The sequence below is a fragment of the Arenicella xantha genome (genome assembly GCF_003315245.1).
In the GTDB taxonomy this organism is placed as follows: Bacteria; Pseudomonadota; Gammaproteobacteria; order Arenicellales; family Arenicellaceae; genus Arenicella; species Arenicella xantha.
In genome coordinates, this window is sequence record NZ_QNRT01000003.1 from 185,235 (window position 1) to 201,955 (window position 16,721).

Genomic DNA, 16,721 nt, shown 5'->3' on the forward strand with positions numbered 1-16,721 from the left:
TTAACGTCCTAAAGCAATAACAAAAAAGTCAGCCTAGGCTGACTTTTTTGTTGAGTGCGACACACCTCGTTAGCCGCGCATGTCTTCCAAACTGATTCCGCGTGTCTCTCGAATCATGCTTGCGACAAACCAAATGGATAGGGTGGCGAAAAACGCATAAATACCATAAGTCGCTGCGAGCCCGATACCGGCAAGCATGTAGGGAAACGTCATGGTGACGGCGAAGTTAGAACCCCATTGGAATAAGCCGCTAACCGCCAAGCCAGTGCCTCGAATCTGATTTGGGAACATCTCACCTAACATGACCCACATCACAGGGCCCCATGAGAAGTTGAAGAATACGACGTAGGTGTTAGCAGCAATAAGCGCAACCACGCCCATCTGGTCACTCAACTGAAGCGTACCGTTTTGCAGACTGCCAGTAGCGAAGGCATAAGCAACAACGGCTAGCGTCGCTGCCATACCTATTGAGCCAATCATTAACAAAGGCTTGCGCCCAATACGGTCAATCAGTAGCAGAGCGGCAACTACCGCGCCAATACTTAAAAGACCCGAGAGTACATTGATTTGAAGTGCGTCATTTTCAGAGAAGCCGACCGATTGCCACAGTACAGATCCGTAATAGAACACCACATTGATGCCGACCAGTTGTTGAAAGGTTGCGAGTCCAATGCCAATCCAGACAATGCGCCGAACTTTGCCTGCTTGAAACAAGTCGCTAAGGCGTGGTGCATGATGATCATCGGCGAGCGAATCACTGATCTCTTGGATAAGTTTCGGCGCTTGGTCTGTGCCGGCTAGCCGATCGAGAACTTGGCGAGCTTTATCTTGTTGGCCTGTAAGTACTAAATAGCGTGGGCTTTCGGAAATCAGTAATAAGGTGATTGCGAATAATGCTGCCGGCACCAACTCAATCCAAAACATCCATCTCCAGGCCTCGTAGCCGAGCCAAAATACTGCTTTTGATCCGCCTGCGGCATCGGCTAACAGGTAGTTCGAAAAGAAGGCGGCCGATAAGCCGCAGATTATCGCGACTTGTTGAACCGAGCTTAATCGACCGCGGTATTCGGATGGTGCGATTTCACTGATATAGGCTGGTGCCATTACGCTAGCGGCGCCCACTGCGAGACCACCGAGTACGCGATACAAGATAAACCATGAGCCGGTATCGGCGATGCCTGATCCCCACGCGCTCACAATAAAAAATAATGCGGACACGATGAGTAGGGTTCGACGTCCAAACTTATCGGCTAACACGCCAGCAAAGAATGCACCAATGGCGCAACCAAGCAGCATTGAGGCAACATTAAAACCGGTGCCGATGCTGTTTGAGTTAAAAGCGCTTTGTAGTCCGTCGATGGTGCCGTTGATGACACCGCTGTCAAACCCAAACAAAAAGCCGCCGAGTGTCGCGACACAGCTGGTAGCAATAATGAGGGGTAAGTTATGTCCTGCTTGAGCCATACGAGCTCTCCTTTGAGGTAATAATTATCGGTATTATTTTTATGTTGAGCGTTTGCTCTTGCTGAGTTTAGCAAGAACTGATCGTTTGACGCGGCGATCTTGCAAATTTGCTCAGCCGATTCGTTGATTCGGTCAGTCATTATATATAAAAAAAGCCCTCGCTCTGATTGAGCGAGGGCTTCGGTCTTTGGGTCGCCGCAATCCTTTGCCGTGACTCTACGCTACAGGCTACTTTTTATGTCGTTTAACCCAGTAGTCGGCATTCTTAATGCCGAGCGATTCTGGGTCGAAGGTGTAATGCTCGACGCCTTGCTTGCGTTGGCGCTCATAATCTTTGAGTGCCTTGAGCGCGGGCTTGCCCATAAAGAAGATAATCAATATACCGATAATGTTGATCCATGCCATCAGGCCAACCCCGATGTCACCGAGTGCCCAAGCGAGACTGGCTGCTTTCACCGTGCCGTAAAATACCGCGGCGATTAACGCAAACTTTAGCAAGGTTACGGCGCCGGGAATGTTGATAGAGCGTTTGATGTACGCAACGTTGCTTTCGGCAATATAGTAGTAGGCCATTAGCGTGGTAAACGAGAAGAAGAACAAAGCAATCGCCACGAATGGGTTGCCAATGCCTGGCATAACGCTTTCAATCGCCATTTGAGTAAACGCTGGGCTGCTGATTTCGGTAGCGGCTGCAACATTCTGCACGATTAGCGTATCGCCGGGGCCGGCTACGTTATACATGCCGGTGATCAGAATCATAAATGCCGTGGCGGTACACACGAACAAGGTATCAATGTAGATCGAAAAAGACTGCACTAAGCCTTGCTGTGCAGGATGCTCAACTTCGGCAGCTGCCGCCGCGTGTGGAGCGGTACCTTGGCCAGCTTCATTGGAATACACGCCGCGTTTCACGCCCCAACCAATCGCCGCACCAAAGCCAGCCATGGGGGTAAATGCATCACCGACGATCAACATGAAGATACGTGGTAATTCAGTTAGGTTGAGTGCGATGATCGATAGAGCAAAGATCACATATGCTAACGCCATAAATGGCACGACAATTTGCGCAAAGTTGGCGATACGTTTGACGCCGCCGAAAATAATGAAGCCCAGTACTAGAACGATGATTGATCCAGTAATGATTTTAGTTGAGCTGAGTGTACCCATGGCGGTTTCCACCATGGTGCCTTCTCCTAGCGTTTGCACTACTGCATTGCCAATCGCGTTTGACTGTACTGTCGGTAATAACACGCCACAAGCAAGAATAGTGGCAAGCGCGAATACCCAGGCGTACCATGTCTGACCCATGGCTTTCTCGATGTAATAAGCAGGTCCCCCGCGGTACTCACCGTCATTAACCTCTTTGTAGATTTGCGCGAGGGTAGCTTCGATAAACGCGGTGGCGGCGCCAAAAATAGCAACAACCCACATCCAGAATACCGCGCCAGGACCGCCAAAGCCGATAGCCGCAGCGACGCCGGCGATGTTACCGGTACCAACTCGCCCCGATAAAGAAACGGCCAGCGCTTGGAATGGCGAAATGCCTTTCTCTGAACTCTTGCCAGACTTGATTAATCGAATCATTTCCCCGAATAGTCTGACCTGCATGCCGCGAGTCAGTATCGTGTAGAACAGTCCGGCGGCTAAGCAAAGATAGATCAGAGCGGGGCTCCAGATAATCCCATTTAGAAAATTAATGGCGTCTTGCATAAGAAATGTTTATCGTTGTTATTCGGAGTGCTCAGTATACGGGAATTTTGAATTAAGTCAGCGGGCAAAAAAAACGAGCGCCGCGAGGCGCCCGTTTTTAAGCACTAAGCTTCTAAGCAGAAATTAGAAGTTGTAAGTAGCGCGGCCGTACAAGAATGTACCGTTGAAGCCAAATGGAGAGAATTGGCTATACGGTAAACCCAGTGCATTGGCTGGTGTGCCACCACAGACGTTGGTTGAACAGCCTTGCTCGTCAGTCACGTTGCGTGCACCAATGGTGAACGTGAGCGCATCCGAGAAGTTATAACCGGCTTCTAAGTCAAGTAGGATGTTGTCATCGAACTCGCCGCCAGCTTCGTTGTCATAGAATTCGCCGTAGTAACTAAAGCGAGCTAGTAAACGAACTTTTTCCATCTGGTGGTTAGCCGTGAAGTTCCAGCGTGTGTCGGGAACACCGTTCTCAATCAGATTAACGCGGTTGTCATTCAACAAGGTTGGGTTACGGCGTGTTACTTCGGTATCGGTGTAGTTAAACGCCAAGTTCCAAGTTGTTGAGCCGTTTAACCAATCTGTGTTCCACGTCGCAACGATATCGTAACCTGAGGTGTTGGTATCGAATTGGTTGGTGAAGAAACGAAATTGAGAGATATCCGATGCATCAATGCCTTGTCCGGCTAAGGTAGCTAAATCTTCTGCAGTCAACGCAAAGTCATTGGACAAGCTTAGACGGTTCTCCACATCAATGTCGAAGTAATCAACGGTAATATCGACTGGCCCGGCTGACATGTAAGCGCCGAGTGTCAAGTTAGTTGAATCTTCTGGATCCAGTGCGCCGCCACCACGCAACTGAGCTGCTGGGCTGTTTGGTGGAATCACACCTTGGTTAGTTAACACGCCTTGAATGATCTGTGTAGAGATATTCGATGCATTCGATTGACCCGGTGTTGGTGCTTTGAAGCCGGTACTGACTGTGGCACGCATACCAAAGTTATCGGTGATCGTATAGTTGGCACCTAACTTATAGTTGGTGGTACTACCAAAATCATCAAAGTCCTCGTAACGCACCGCGGCGGCAACCAATAATGAATCAGTGGCTTGCCATTCTAGATCGGTGTAAATCGATGTGTTGGCACGGTCAAATGCACCGGCAATGCTTGGCGAAAAGCCTGGAAACCCATTGCTTGAGGTTGAGAACCCTTGGGTTCCTAAGCCGCCATCAATGTATGATTCTTCTTGTCCGGCAATGATCGAAAATTCTTCGTTACGATATTCCGCACCAAATGCCAATGATACGTTGTCAGACAGCGGCATGCTGAAATCCACGTTCAAGTTAAGGTCAGCTTGCTCATAGGCGCCTGGGTTAAAATCGCGTGGTGAATTCGGGCCAAGGCTCGCATTAACTGTATTGTTAATGAAGAAGTCGGCTTCGTTTTTGCCGTAGTAACCACTGACTGACCAGAACATGCCGCCGTCTGTTTCTCCGCGTAAGCCGAGTAATAGAGACGTGTCTGTCACTTCGCCACCAAAGTTAGGTGTAAAGCCGCCGGGGATTGTTTCTTGGAACGAAAAGCAGTTTGGATCAGCTTGTACTTGAGCGTAAGCAACTGGGTCAGGTGTAACACCATTCAAGGTAACTGTTGGGCAGCCGACACCGTCGTTAGGTGTCAAATCACCAATCAATAGCTCAGCGCCATCACCGTAAACGCCACCGCGGTTGGTTGGATTCCGATAGTAGAAACCGCCAGTTACTTCTTTGGTGTTGTAGTTGGCATTACCGAAAAATTCGATGCTTTCAGTTACTTGAGTACCAAAGTTAGCCCACAATTTAATGTCACCATCGACTTCAGGTGAGCCCCAAACTTGCGCGGGATCATTAACGCCTTGGTATCCGGCATTGATTAAATCTTGTGCATCTGAGCGTTGCACTGAGCGATCTGTCGCTTCAGCTTCTGCGAATTCAGCGGTGAGGTTTAGAAAACCATCGCCAATTGCAAAACCTTGATTGACTGCTACTGAGTATGAATTTTCGCCTTCAGTATATTGGCCATAGCGTACTTCGAGCGAGCCTTCGGAGTCAGAGTTCTTAAGATTAAAGTTGATCACGCCAGCGATCGCGTCAGAACCGTATTGTGCCGCAGCACCATCGCGTAAAACTTCGACGCTTTGTAGTGCTAAAGCTGGGATGGCAGCGATATCAGGGCCTTGTGAGCCGTCAGATAGGCCGTTGCCAAGCCAACTAATGACCGCTGCACGATGGCGTCGTTGTCCATTAACTAATACTAGAGTGTGGTCGGGAGCCAATCCGCGCAGGTTAGCTGGGCGAACAAGGGTTGCTGCATCTGAAATTGGCTGGTCGTTAACGTTGAAGGAGGGAACTACGTTACGCAATAAATTGGCTGTGTCTACGCCACCTTGTGAGGTGAAATCACTGCCGGAGATTACGTCAACAGCAGCAACTGAGTCGGTTGCGGAGCGTGGCTTGCCCCGTGTACCAATGGTAACAATCTCTTCGATTGCGCCCTCTTGTTGAGCGAATGATGGAGTTGATACCGTGCCAACGGAAGCCACCGCAATGGCCAGAGCTAACGCTCGGGGTTGGAACTTTCTCATAACTTTCTTTTCTCCTGTGAGCAATTAAGCTCACTGTTATTAGGACGGGTCTGGAAATCTTGTTGTTTTGAGGTCAAGTGTTGCAACAAAACCACCAACTTTCAATCCTACGCCGTTTTGAGCCGCTCAACAAGATAAATGTCAAGCTTTGCTGGCGTCATTTCATGGTTTGATGGTTGTTGCGAGGTACAGCGACCGTTTTGTGAAAGGCGAACTAAAATTTTTTCTGGTTGTTTATTTAGCGATTCGTATATGATGAATCGCTCAACTAGATTGAGAGTCAGTACTGTTTTTATTGCGCCATTCGATACAAATGAAGTGGCAGCAATAGAAATCCACTACTCAATAACTAAAAAAAATTAAAATTTATGGACTCTACCGCCCCAGATTCAAGTCGCCCGAGTAATGACATGCCATTGTGGTTAGCGTTGCTCCCCGTTTTTGTGCTGATATCGGCATTATCTTGGAATGTTTGGATCTATGGAGATAACGCTTTAAGCGGCTCCAGTCAGATGATCATTATTCTCGTAACTGGTTTCGCAGCGGCCATTGGTCTGCTGCGGGGAACTAGCTGGAAACAGCAACAGGTCAGCGTTGTTTCGACCATAAGCAATGCTATGCCGTCGATCCTAATTTTGATGTTGGTCGGGGCCTTGGCTAGTATATGGTTGTTATGCGGTACCGTGCCGATGTTGGTTTACTACGGGGTTAAGATACTGAACCCGACGATATTCTTATTGGCATGCTGTATAGCGTGTGCGCTGACATCATTGGTCAGCGGCAGCTCTTGGTCTACCGCGGCGACCATTGGGGTTGCGATGGTCGGCGTGGGCCGAGCGTTGGAAATTCCTGATGGCTTAATTGGTGGTGCCATAATTTCGGGCGCCTATTTTGGCGATAAAGTTTCGCCGTTATCTGATACCACCAATCTCGCGGCAGCGGTTACTGAGACGCCGTTGTTTACCCATATCCGTTACCTATTTTTGACGACTGGTCCATCGATTGTCATCACGCTAATTTTATTTACTGTGATTGGCTTTAATATCGATACCACATCGACCGAAGTCGATGTGCAGAACGTATTAGGTGCGATTGAGCAACGGTTTAATATTAGCCTATGGCTTCTGTTGCCGCCGGTGATCACCTTGGGGCTTATTGTGCGCAAGGTTGACGCAATACCTGCGCTGTTTGCCGGCGTATTGGCGGGTATCGTGTGCGCGTTGATTTTTCAGCGTGAGTTAGTTGCAGATCTGATGCAGGGCGCCGATAAGTATGCTCTGTATTCCATCATCATGAACACGCTCTACGGTGGTGTGGATATCTCGACCACCAATACTATGTTGAATGACTTGTTCAGTGCTTCAGGTATGCGTGGAATGTTGGAAACCGTTTGGCTAATTTTGGCCGCTATGTCGTTTGGTGGTGTGATGGAAGCCTGTGGCATGTTGCAGCGTATTATGGACTCAGTGAAATCGTTGGTAAGCGGTTTCTTTAGTCTGGTTGCGTGTACTGCTGGAACTTGCTTGGTAACTAATTTGAGCACTTCTGATCAGTATATCGCTGTTGCGATACCGGGTCGGATGTACGCAGGTTTGTACAAGGAAATGGGTTATAAGTCAGAGAACCTTAGTCGTACGCTGGAGGATACTGGCACGGTCACATCGGTGCTGATCCCGTGGAACACTTGTGGTGCGTACCATGCCGCGGTATTGGGGATTGGTACGTTTACCTATCTGCCATTCTGTTTTTTCAACTTGCTTAGCCCGCTGATGACCCTCTTGTTTGCCTGGTTTATGATTAAGATTCGACGCATTGAGCCAGATCAGCAAGAAGGCCTGTCAAGCGTGACCGCTTAGCGTGAAGTTTTAGTTTGAAGGCGGTAGTTGATTAACTGTCGAGCCAGTGTTTTAAAGAGTCGTTCGCGTCCCACAGCGGGTACGCGAATGCTGCTAAGGCGGCGTGATCTGGGTATGAGTAATAGTGGCCAGGGCTCGCCTGTGGTGTGGCGTTCGGTTTGCTTGCTTCGGCTAGCTGATTCACGGTTTGCGCAATCGCTGCGCAACCGGCGGCATACAGGTTGCACACATTCCAAAAATACGATTTTTCATATCGAACCGGCTGTTGGGTACTTGTGATAACCGCCCCTTTATCAATTTGTGAGCTGTCTATCCAGTGCAGGCTAGTGCCGATTTGTGACGCTCTATTTTGCATTGCCCAGAAGGTAGCCATAACGCCTTGGTAGTCTGGCAGTATTCCGCTATGCAGGTTGATGATGCCGTGCCTAGGAACGGCGATTACCGCGTCTTGTAAGATCGACATATGTCGAACGCTAATCACTAAATCGGGTTCACTGCGTGTGAATTGTTCGAAGTCGTGCGTGTTGATGGCATTTAAGCGTTTTGCGTTCAAGCGCTCGAATACCTTTGTGTCCCGGGTTAAGCAGGCGGCTTCGAATTCGGCAAGATTTTGGAGTGCAACTGGGTTGCTTGCACGACTGGGTTTGCGCGTAAAAAAGACGCTTAGCTCGTGCGCGGCTAAGCTCTTTTCCAAATAGCTCAGCGCTAGCGCGGCAGCTGGGTCGTGATTAACCAGTAGGGTTATCTTCATTCATTTCGTCTCGTAACGTGAGCGTTAAGCCTTTTATGAAAGCTCTTAATACTTGGTTGCCACAGGCGCGGTAGTGTTTGTGGCTGGGGCTGCGGAATAATGCACCAAGTTCGCTTTTGGATAGCTCTGTGCCACCAAGCTTTAGCATTTCTAGCATTTGTTGCTCTTGAAAGCTCATGGCAATCCGTAGTTTTTTGAGAATGTCGTTCTTGCTAAGTCGTGACGCTTTCGAGCTCGGTGCCGCCGCAGCGGGCAACGGAGTTTCTCGTAAACCGCGCTTAGTGACGATTAATCCATCGAGAAATGCCGCTAATTCTGTGTCGCTGCACTCGACAAAATCGTCATCGTCATCTTTCGCCAGCCTTGCTAAAAATGCCGCTTGCGTCATGGTCACAGAGGAGCTTGGATCGAGTGCGAATAGTGAAGTGGCCTGCTTGTTGGAAAAGTCAAAGGCAAAGCGTAAGCGCCGTAAAATATCGTTATTGTTCATAGTTTCTCATTGGAGTGTTTTTTACTAAATCGGCATAGCGCGATTTCGCCAAACAGGTTGGGCATCAACCGTAGTCTTATGCTTTGACTGTTAGTGCGGTGTACGGCGATCGATGATTCAATAGTGAAATCAAGTTGTTCGCACAGTTCGTGAAAATCTTGAATTGTGCAAAGGTGGATGTTCGGAGTGTCGTACCATTTGTAGGGTAGTTCATCGCTCACTGGCATAAACCCGCCTAAGCCAATTTGTAGGCGATTGCGCCAGTAGGCAAAGTTAGGAAATGTCACAATGCCTTGTTTGCCAACGCGCATCATTTCTTGCAATAACGCCTTTGGATTTCGCATGGCTTGTAGCGTTAGGGACAAAATGACGAAATCAAATGCGTCAGTACTGAAGTGATCCAGGCCGCGATCCAAGTTGGTTTGTATGACGTTCACGCCGTTTTCTATGCATTGAGCAATCTTCTCAGGATTTAATTCGACTCCGTAGCCGGTTACTTGCTTTTCGCGCTGTAGGTGCTGGAGCAGTGCGCCGTTGCCGCATCCGAGATCCATGACATGACTACCGGGCGTAATCCAATCTGAGATGACTCGAAGGTCGTGGCGCGACAGGCCATTTTGCTGCATGATTTTATTCACTGTCGGCCTCACATTCATTGGCTATGCGCGTCATATAGGCGCGTAACACGTCAATATAATTGTCAATTTCTAACAAGAATGAGTCATGCCCGTGAGGGCTCTCCACTTCGGCATAACTTACTGCTAAGCGATTACTTTGCAGTGCGCGCACAATTTCACGTGAACGTTCGACCGAGAAGCGCCAATCACTGGTGAAGGATACCACCAAGAAGTTGGCTTTGACGGGTTGCAGCGCAACGTTCAATTGCCCCTCATGTGCGGCTGCCGGATCGAAGTAGTCGAGGGCTTTAGTCATCAGCAAATAGGTATTGGCATCGAATCGATTAACAAATTGGTCGCCTTGGTATCGCAGGTAGCTTTCGACTTCAAACTCGGGCGTGAACTCATAATCAAATTGTGCTTTTTGGCGCAGACTTCGGCCAAATTTATGTGCCATCGAGTCATCTGACAAATAGGTGATATGCCCAAGCATCCGCGCGATTCGTAGCCCTCTCGTTGGGCGCGTGTTGAATTGGTAGTAGTTGCCGTCATGAAACTCGGGGTCGGTGCGAATTGCTTGTCGAGCGACGTCATTAAAGCCGATGTTCTGAGCCGTAAGCTTCGCTGCTGACGCGATCACCACCGCGTGTTTAAGGCGCTCTGGGTAGGTAATGCTCCATTGTAGGACCTGCATGCCACCTAGACTGCCACCAATCACCGCGGCCCATTGTTGTATGCCTAATGTTTCGCTCAGTCGGGCTTGTGATTCAACCCAGTCTCGAACCGTAACGATCGGAAATTCAGGGCCGTATGGCTGGCCAGTTTTTGGGTTAATTGAGCTGGGGCCGGTGCTGCCGCTGCAACCTCCTAAATTATTGCTGCAGACCACAAAAAAACGATTGGTGTCGATGGCTTTGCCGGGGCCAACTAAGGCGTCCCACCAACCCGGGTTTTTGTCGCTCTCATGGTGTCGGCCGGCCGCATGATGGTCGCTGCTAAGCGCGTGACAAACCAAGACGGCATTGCTGGCGTCAGCATTGAGTTGACCGTAGGTTTCATACACCAGTTGGTAGGTCTCTAGTTGCCCGCTGCTGCTAAGCAGTAGCGGTTCGGTAAACGTGGCTACCTGAGGCGTAACAATTCCAATCGAGCTTGGCGCGTGCATAGCTTACAGCGGTAGTGGGAGTAGATATGCCCGGATCAAGTGTAAGGTAAATTGCAGTAGTAGCAGTACAATCACCGGCGAGAAATCCAGTCCAGCGATCGGCGGTATAAGCCGTCTAGCAGGATCCAGTAGGGGTTGGCCAATAGAGTTCGCTACCGCCAACACTGGATGATAGCTGTGTGGGTTGATCCAGCTTGCGATGATGCCAATGATAATGCTAGCGAAGAACAAATGAATGCAGTACTTCAACACTAAGCCGATACTCATCAGGAGCAACATGGCGGGTTGGGTTGAGTAGCTAGTGAGCGCAAAAAACACTAACAACTTTATTAGTGCGACAATCAACGCCAGCGCCAGTGTTGCGCTGTCAATGGTGCGAATGCTGGGGAGTAGCTTGCGTAGCGGAATCACAACAGGGTTAGTTAGCGTAATCACAAATTGGCCTAGCTCATTACGAAAATCAGCTCGAACCCACTGCATCCAGAAGCGCAATAACACAATGTAAAGCGCCAGCGACAGGATGGCTTGAATCAGAAAATTGGTGGCATTTTGCATAATTCTATCTATATTCCTCGTTACATGCAGATGGTTGATCGTTACATGTGACTCATTGTTTGAGTTGTTAGGCTAGCTCGTTGGCTAGTTGCTCGGAGCGATTTTTAGCGGCTGCAAAAGCATGGCTCACGATATCTTGTAATTGGGCGCCTTCGAACGCTAGAAGCGCTTGCTCAGTAGTGCCACCAGGTGAGGTGACATTGTCGATTAAGGTGCTTAGTGGCTCATCGCTGCGGGAAATGAGTTCGGCGGCACCGGCAGCAGTCTGCACCGCTAAGCGTAGCGCCGAGTCTCGATCTAAACCGGCTTTACTAGCCGCGTTTACTAAACATTCAATAAATAGCATGAAATACGCTGGTCCGCTTCCTGACAAGGCCGTTACGGCGTCAATATCCGCCTCTTGTTCGACCCATTCGCATATTCCGACTGCCTGCATAAGCTTTTCGGCTTCATCTTTTTGTGATTCCGTTACGCTGGTGCTGGCAAAGAGGCCGCTAGCGCCGCAGCCGACTAAGGCTGGGGTATTCGGCATTACGCGGACTACCGCGTGATTATACTCCAACCAGTGCTGAATTGAGCTAACGCGAATGCCGGCGACAACGGACATGATTAATGGCTTGGATTGCGCAAATGATGCGGCTAGTGGGAGCACAACTTGTTGCATTATTTGTGGCTTAATTGCCAGCACCACAATCTGTGAGTTTTCGATCACTTCAGCATTACTGGAGCAAGCGTGCAGACCAAGTTCTGCGGCTAAGTTTTCGACCTTTGCTTGGTTTGGGTCGTAAACGTATAGATGGCTTGCAGCTAAACCGTTTTCAATAAGGCCGCCAATAAGGCTGGATGCCATATTGCCAGCGCCAATAAATCCAATGTTTGTGGTCACGATTATTTAGGTAAGTGGGCTCAAGCCCCGATGATCAATGTTTGACTAATTGTAACGGGAATCAAGCAAGCATGAAATCAATGCGAGCAGTATTCTGCTGGTTTGCCACAAGATATTCTTGCTTATTGTCGCGCCCCAAATAGATCTGTGCCAACCCGCACCATGGTGCTGCCTTCGGCGATAGCGGATTCCACATCGTTTGACATTCCCATTGATAGTTCATTCATACCTAAGCCGTGACGTTGATTGGTAAGGCTTAACAGTTCGCGGGCTTTGGCAAAGGTGGCGCGTTGCGCATGACTGTCGGTTTGTGCTTTAGGTATCAGCATAAAGCCAACCAGTTGAGCGCCATCTAGGTTAGCGATTTGGGCGCATAAGTCGGGGGCTTCGGAGTACGCTACGCCGGCTTTGCTGTCTTCGTCATCGATATTTATTTGCACCAACAGCTTGGGTTGTTGTTCGCGCTCATTGTGTTGCACGATACGGCGAGCAATTTTGAGTCGATCGATGCCGTGTATCCACGCAAAATGATTGGCAATGAGCTTAGTCTTATTAGATTGGATCTGGCCAATGAAGTGCCATTCCAAACGGGTGTCCGTTAGCTCGGCTTGTTTGTCCAGCGCTTCCTGTAGGTAGTTTTCACCAGTGTGTTTCAGGCCGCAATCGTAAAAAGCGCGGATTAGATCGGGTGTCTGTCGCTTAGAGGCGCCGATCAAGCGAACGCTATGCGACTCCCTATTGGCCTCTGTGCAGGCATTATGTATACGGCTCAATACCTTAGACAGCTGTTGTGATGCGTAATCGTGGTTACTCATTGGTTGATTTTGTGGTTATACTTGCTTAACTCTAGAATTTTAAATTGTATCGTACAAATCCTCGGAGAAGGTATGGACATAGCAGAACTGCTCGCGTTTGCGCAAAAAAATAAAGCCTCTGATTTACATCTCTCATCAGGCTTACCTCCTATGATTCGTGTTGACGGCGACATGAAACGTATCGATTTACCCATGTTGGAAGCGGAAACCGTGATCAGCATGATTTTCGACATCATGAACGACCAACAGCGTAAGACCTATGAGGAGAACCTCGAGGTGGATTTCTCGTTTGAAATTCCGAATGTGTCGCGGTTTCGTGTGAATGCCTTTAATCAAGATCGTGGGCCAGCGGCGGTGTTTAGAACCATTCCGTCGGTGGTGCTTAGTTTGGAAGATCTTGACGCACCACAAATTTTTCGTGAGTTAGTACAAAAGCCACGCGGACTGATTTTAGTTACTGGGCCGACTGGTTCAGGTAAGTCAACGACCTTGGCGGCGATGGTTGACCATATTAATGAAAAGCAGCGCTCGCACATTCTGACGGTTGAAGACCCAATCGAATTCGTACATAAAAGTAAACGGTGTTTGATTAATCAGCGTGAACTTCATAAAGATACTCACAGTTTTGAAAATGCCCTAAAGTCGGCTCTGCGTGAAGATCCAGACGTTATCTTAGTCGGCGAGTTGCGTGACTTGGAAACCATTCGGTTGGCCATGACTGCGGCCGAAACGGGTCACTTGGTGCTAGCCACCTTGCATACCAGTTCAGCCCCGAAAACTATCGACCGTGTGGTTGACGTATTTCCGGCTGAAGAAAAATCAATGGTGCGTTCAATGCTGTCGGAATCAATACAGTCGGTTATCTCGCAAACACTGATTAAAAAGGTAGGCGGGGGGCGAGTTGCCGCACATGAAATAATGGTAGGCACGTCAGCGATTCGGAATTTGATCCGTGAGGATAAGATTGCACAGATGTATTCGATGATTCAAACCGGCCAAAATGAAGGTATGCAGACCTTGGATCAGTGTCTTGAGAAATTGGTGCGCGACCGCTTAATCACTCGTGGTGACGCCCGATCTCGTGCCGTCGACAAGAGTAAGTTCTTGTAAAGTAGAAATATAGATATGAATTTAGCGGAAGTTGAAAGTAATAGTGGAGTGGTAAAGCATGTATAAAATGGCAGATCTTTTGCGCGCGATGGTGGTGAAAAACGCGTCCGACTTGTTTATCACCGCTAACGCAACACCAAGTTTTAAGGTAGACGGTAAAATATTTCCGATTGCGGGAACTCCCCTGGATGGCAAAGATTCGCAAGAGCTTTGCTACAGCATTATGAACGAGGAGCAACGGCGCGTCTTTGAAGGCACTAAAGAGTGTAATTTTGCGATCCATCCAAAACAAATTGGTCGTTTCCGTGTCAATGTATTCATTCAGCAAAATTGTGTCGGCATGGTTTTACGTGCAATTAAGACCAATATTCCGACTACCGAGGAGCTGCAAATTCCTGATGTCTTGAAAAAGATGATCATGAAGAAGCGTGGTTTACTGATTTTTGTTGGTGGTACCGGTACTGGTAAAAGTACCTCAATGGCCGCATTGGTGGACTACCGTAATCGGAATGCTCAAGATCATATAATCACCATTGAAGATCCGATCGAGTATATGCATACGCATAAAAAATCGATCGTGACGCAACGCGAAGTGGGCGTCGACACCGACTCTTTCGACAGTGCTTTGATTAACGCGATGCGACAAGCACCAGACGTCATCCAGATTGGTGAGATTCGGACGCGTGAAACGATGGATGCGGCGATTGTGTTTTCCGAAACGGGTCACTTATGTATTGCTACGTTGCACGCTAACAACTCCTACCAAGCCTTGGATCGAATATTTAACTTCTTTCCAGCGGATCGTCGTGATCAGCTGGCAATGGATCTGTCTCTCAATTTATACGGACTGGTTTCGCAGCGCTTGCTGCCGGTTAAAGATCGCGAGGGACGAGTGCCTGCGGTGGAAGTACTAATTAACAGTCCAATGATTGCGGATTTGATTAAAGATCATAAAATTAATGAGATTCGCACCGCTATTCAAAAGTCAACCGAATGGGGTATGCAGACGTTTGACCAATCGTTATTTGATTTGCATGAACGTGATTTGATTACTTATGAGGATGCAATTAAAAACGCCGAGTCAGAGAATGATCTTCGCTTGGCTATTAAGTTACGTGGTAAAGGTGCGGGATCAACGGAGTTTGGAGAAACGCTCGCAGATGTGGCCATTCAAGAGGATGACTACTAAACTGCCAACGTTAGGCGCCTTTTGATAAAGGCGCTTGCTTAAAGGCGCTTGCTTGAAGGCGCTTGCTTGAAGGCGCTTGCTTGAAGGCGCTTGCTTAAAGACAGTTTGCGAGTGCTTTGAGATTACATTTTGTCGAGCAGCATGGCTAGTAGTGCCATTCTTACCGGCACGCCATAGCTTGCTTGCTTGAAGTAGACCGCGTTCGGGAGATCGTCGACCTCAGTGCAGATTTCATCGATGCGCGGTAATGGGTCGAGAATCAAGCAGTTAGAGCCTTCGACATCTGGGCGCGTCAAGCGATACTTTCGACGGTTGCGCTCGAATAGGTCTCGGTCAACAAAGCGCTCTTCCTGTAAGCGATTTACGTAAGCGACATCATAGCCGTCATGCAGGTTGACCTGCGATTTTACTTCACATTCCACTTCAGCCGCGCGTAATTCATCCAACATGCTTTGGCTAGGTAGTAACTCAGCTGGGCCGGTAAACGTAAAGCGATTGTTGGCGTATTGTGATAACAAGCGCGATAGAGAATGAATACTTCGAGATTGAAGTGAATCATAGCCAAACACGATGTCGAGGTTGTCTAGGCGACCCTTCTCTTTATAAATGGTGTAGGCGTCTATTAACGCTTGGGTTGGATGTTCATTGCCTCCATCACCAGCGTTAATAAATGGCACCGCACTTGTTTGTGCCGCAATCGAGGCGCTACCGGGTAACGCATGTCGCATCACGATAATGTCCGCATAGCTCTCGACCATACGAATCAAATCTTCCAAACTTTCGCCTTTTTCAAATGACGTTGAACTGGCGTTTTGGGCAAAGACCATGCCAGCCTTGAGTCGCTGGGCGGCGCTCTGAAAGCTCATCATGGTGCGTGAACTGGGCTCAAAAAATAACAATGCCACAACTTTGTCATCGAGCAAATCAATGCGGCCGTCGCTTACTATGCTATCGGCCATCGTGTCGGTTGCGGCAAAAATCAGTTTAATTATATTCGGAGTTAACTGTTGCGAGGAAATCAGAGACTTAAACGGGAGCATGGCGCGACCTCAACGAGAAGATGCGGCGAAGAATATCACAGCGAAGAAGGTGACAGCGAGCGAAAATAGGACTCTAGAATTAGGCACGCTGCAACTTGATCGCGAAGTTCAATCTTTCGCTCAGTGCTCAGACGTTGCTGACTTAATTCGGCGTTGGCGGCGACCGAGGTCAAGCGCTCATCTACTTCGACGATCGGAATTTTATGTTGCTGTTGTATGTGACTTTTAAATCGGTTGACCAGTTTGGCAAGGTGCGGATCATCCGATTGTGGGTCGCCAATGACGATTGTTTTTGGTTGCCACTCTTGGATGAGGGCATCTACCTTGCTCCAGTCAAGCCGCCCTCTGCTGGCCGTTAATAGCCCGCACGGCGTTGCGCTACCGGTAAGTGCTTGACCGCTGGCGACACCGGTTCGTTTGAGCCCCAAATCAAAGGCTAATACCATCGAAAAATTTGTCATTC

15 protein-coding genes are annotated in these 16,721 nt (G+C 48.7%); 3 read left to right on the forward strand and 12 right to left on the reverse strand.

The genetic code is table 11. From position 1 onward, the window contains the following. Nucleotides 1–69 precede the first annotated feature (69 nt). The 3 genes from DFR28_RS12745 to DFR28_RS12755 all read right to left on the reverse strand — a co-directional run bounded on the left by DFR28_RS12745 (nucleotide 70) and on the right by DFR28_RS12755 (nucleotide 5,784). Nucleotides 70–1,464 carry a sugar porter family MFS transporter gene (locus DFR28_RS12745; RefSeq protein WP_113954753.1) on the reverse strand — a complete coding sequence of 465 codons (1,395 nt, stop codon included), beginning with the start codon at nucleotides 1,462–1,464 and terminating at the stop codon, nucleotides 70–72. A gap of 228 nt (nucleotides 1,465–1,692) precedes the next feature. Continuing rightward, the gene (locus DFR28_RS12750) at nucleotides 1,693–3,174 is read right to left on the reverse strand and encodes an alanine/glycine:cation symporter family protein (protein ID WP_113954754.1); all 1,482 of its coding nucleotides are present in this window, start codon (nucleotides 3,172–3,174) and stop codon (nucleotides 1,693–1,695) included. Between the two features lie 123 nt (nucleotides 3,175–3,297). After that, nucleotides 3,298–5,784 (reverse strand): TonB-dependent receptor plug domain-containing protein, encoded by a 2,487-nt coding sequence (locus tag DFR28_RS12755; protein ID WP_113954755.1) that lies wholly within the window; start codon nucleotides 5,782–5,784, stop codon nucleotides 3,298–3,300. A gap of 368 nt (nucleotides 5,785–6,152) precedes the next feature. Between DFR28_RS12755 and nhaC the strand changes: the two genes are divergently transcribed. Next, nucleotides 6,153–7,640, forward strand: a complete 1,488-nt coding sequence (gene nhaC / locus DFR28_RS12765) for a Na+/H+ antiporter NhaC (RefSeq protein ID WP_211316991.1) — start codon at nucleotides 6,153–6,155, stop codon at nucleotides 7,638–7,640. Nucleotides 7,641–7,671: 31 nt separating this feature from the next. Here the strand turns inward: nhaC and DFR28_RS12770 are convergent, their stop codons facing one another. From DFR28_RS12770 to DFR28_RS12800, 7 genes are all read right to left on the reverse strand, one after another. Beyond that, nucleotides 7,672–8,391 carry a formyl transferase gene (locus DFR28_RS12770; protein ID WP_113954757.1) on the reverse strand — a complete coding sequence of 240 codons (720 nt, stop codon included), beginning with the start codon at nucleotides 8,389–8,391 and terminating at the stop codon, nucleotides 7,672–7,674. Then, on the reverse strand, nucleotides 8,369–8,881 hold the full coding sequence (locus DFR28_RS12775) for a YehS family protein (protein ID WP_113954758.1): 513 nt from the start codon (nucleotides 8,879–8,881) through the stop codon (nucleotides 8,369–8,371). Before DFR28_RS12775 ends, DFR28_RS12770 begins: the two co-directional genes overlap by 23 nt. Next, a complete protein-coding gene (metW, locus tag DFR28_RS12780; RefSeq protein ID WP_245941759.1) occupies nucleotides 8,878–9,519 on the reverse strand; it encodes a methionine biosynthesis protein MetW in 642 nt (213 codons plus the stop codon). The genes DFR28_RS12775 and metW overlap by 4 nt, the downstream gene beginning before the upstream one ends. Further along, the gene (gene metX / locus DFR28_RS12785; RefSeq protein WP_113954760.1) at nucleotides 9,512–10,663 is read right to left on the reverse strand and encodes a homoserine O-succinyltransferase MetX; all 1,152 of its coding nucleotides are present in this window, start codon (nucleotides 10,661–10,663) and stop codon (nucleotides 9,512–9,514) included. The genes metW and metX overlap by 8 nt, the downstream gene beginning before the upstream one ends. A 3-nt stretch (nucleotides 10,664–10,666) precedes the next feature. Next, nucleotides 10,667–11,218, reverse strand: a complete 552-nt coding sequence (locus DFR28_RS12790; protein WP_113954761.1) for a YggT family protein — start codon at nucleotides 11,216–11,218, stop codon at nucleotides 10,667–10,669. A gap of 67 nt (nucleotides 11,219–11,285) precedes the next feature. Further along, nucleotides 11,286–12,104 carry a pyrroline-5-carboxylate reductase gene (proC, locus tag DFR28_RS12795; protein WP_113954762.1) on the reverse strand — a complete coding sequence of 273 codons (819 nt, stop codon included), beginning with the start codon at nucleotides 12,102–12,104 and terminating at the stop codon, nucleotides 11,286–11,288. Nucleotides 12,105–12,226: 122 nt separating this feature from the next. Beyond that, nucleotides 12,227–12,919, reverse strand: a complete 693-nt coding sequence (locus DFR28_RS12800; protein WP_113954763.1) for a YggS family pyridoxal phosphate-dependent enzyme — start codon at nucleotides 12,917–12,919, stop codon at nucleotides 12,227–12,229. 72 nt (nucleotides 12,920–12,991) lie between these two features. Here DFR28_RS12800 and DFR28_RS12805 point away from each other — a divergent pair, with 72 nt between their 5' ends. Beyond that, nucleotides 12,992–14,029, forward strand: a complete 1,038-nt coding sequence (locus tag DFR28_RS12805) for a type IV pilus twitching motility protein PilT (RefSeq protein WP_113954936.1) — start codon at nucleotides 12,992–12,994, stop codon at nucleotides 14,027–14,029. A gap of 58 nt (nucleotides 14,030–14,087) precedes the next feature. Further along, a complete protein-coding gene (locus tag DFR28_RS12810) occupies nucleotides 14,088–15,218 on the forward strand; it encodes a PilT/PilU family type 4a pilus ATPase (RefSeq protein ID WP_113954764.1) in 1,131 nt (376 codons plus the stop codon). A 122-nt stretch (nucleotides 15,219–15,340) separates the two neighbouring features. Here DFR28_RS12810 and pyrB read toward each other — a convergent pair whose 3' ends face one another. Together pyrB and ruvX are read right to left on the reverse strand one after the other, a co-directional pair. Beyond that, nucleotides 15,341–16,258, reverse strand: a complete 918-nt coding sequence (pyrB, locus tag DFR28_RS12815) for an aspartate carbamoyltransferase (RefSeq protein WP_113954765.1) — start codon at nucleotides 16,256–16,258, stop codon at nucleotides 15,341–15,343. 35 nt (nucleotides 16,259–16,293) lie between these two features. Continuing rightward, on the reverse strand, nucleotides 16,294–16,719 hold the full coding sequence (gene ruvX / locus DFR28_RS12820; RefSeq protein ID WP_113954766.1) for a Holliday junction resolvase RuvX: 426 nt from the start codon (nucleotides 16,717–16,719) through the stop codon (nucleotides 16,294–16,296). Nucleotides 16,720–16,721 lie beyond the last annotated feature (2 nt).

What these genes read in the sequence shown, in the direction of transcription:
- DFR28_RS12745 (WP_113954753.1), bottom strand. Translation starts at nt 1,464, where the DNA reads ATGGCTCAAGCAGGACATAACTTACCCCTCATTATTGCTACCAGCTGT.
- DFR28_RS12750 (WP_113954754.1), bottom strand. Translation starts at nt 3,174, where the DNA reads ATGCAAGACGCCATTAATTTTCTAAATGGGATTATCTGGAGCCCCGCT.
- DFR28_RS12755 (WP_113954755.1), bottom strand. Translation starts at nt 5,784, where the DNA reads ATGAGAAAGTTCCAACCCCGAGCGTTAGCTCTGGCCATTGCGGTGGCT.
- nhaC (WP_211316991.1), top strand. Translation starts at nt 6,153, where the DNA reads ATGGACTCTACCGCCCCAGATTCAAGTCGCCCGAGTAATGACATGCCA.
- DFR28_RS12770 (WP_113954757.1), bottom strand. Translation starts at nt 8,391, where the DNA reads ATGAAGATAACCCTACTGGTTAATCACGACCCAGCTGCCGCGCTAGCG.
- DFR28_RS12775 (WP_113954758.1), bottom strand. Translation starts at nt 8,881, where the DNA reads ATGAACAATAACGATATTTTACGGCGCTTACGCTTTGCCTTTGACTTT.
- metX (WP_113954760.1), bottom strand. Translation starts at nt 10,663, where the DNA reads ATGCACGCGCCAAGCTCGATTGGAATTGTTACGCCTCAGGTAGCCACG.
- DFR28_RS12790 (WP_113954761.1), bottom strand. Translation starts at nt 11,218, where the DNA reads ATGCAAAATGCCACCAATTTTCTGATTCAAGCCATCCTGTCGCTGGCG.
- DFR28_RS12800 (WP_113954763.1), bottom strand. Translation starts at nt 12,919, where the DNA reads ATGAGTAACCACGATTACGCATCACAACAGCTGTCTAAGGTATTGAGC.
- DFR28_RS12805 (WP_113954936.1), top strand. Translation starts at nt 12,992, where the DNA reads ATGGACATAGCAGAACTGCTCGCGTTTGCGCAAAAAAATAAAGCCTCT.
- DFR28_RS12810 (WP_113954764.1), top strand. Translation starts at nt 14,088, where the DNA reads ATGTATAAAATGGCAGATCTTTTGCGCGCGATGGTGGTGAAAAACGCG.
- pyrB (WP_113954765.1), bottom strand. Translation starts at nt 16,258, where the DNA reads ATGCTCCCGTTTAAGTCTCTGATTTCCTCGCAACAGTTAACTCCGAAT.
- ruvX (WP_113954766.1), bottom strand. Translation starts at nt 16,719, where the DNA reads ATGACAAATTTTTCGATGGTATTAGCCTTTGATTTGGGGCTCAAACGA.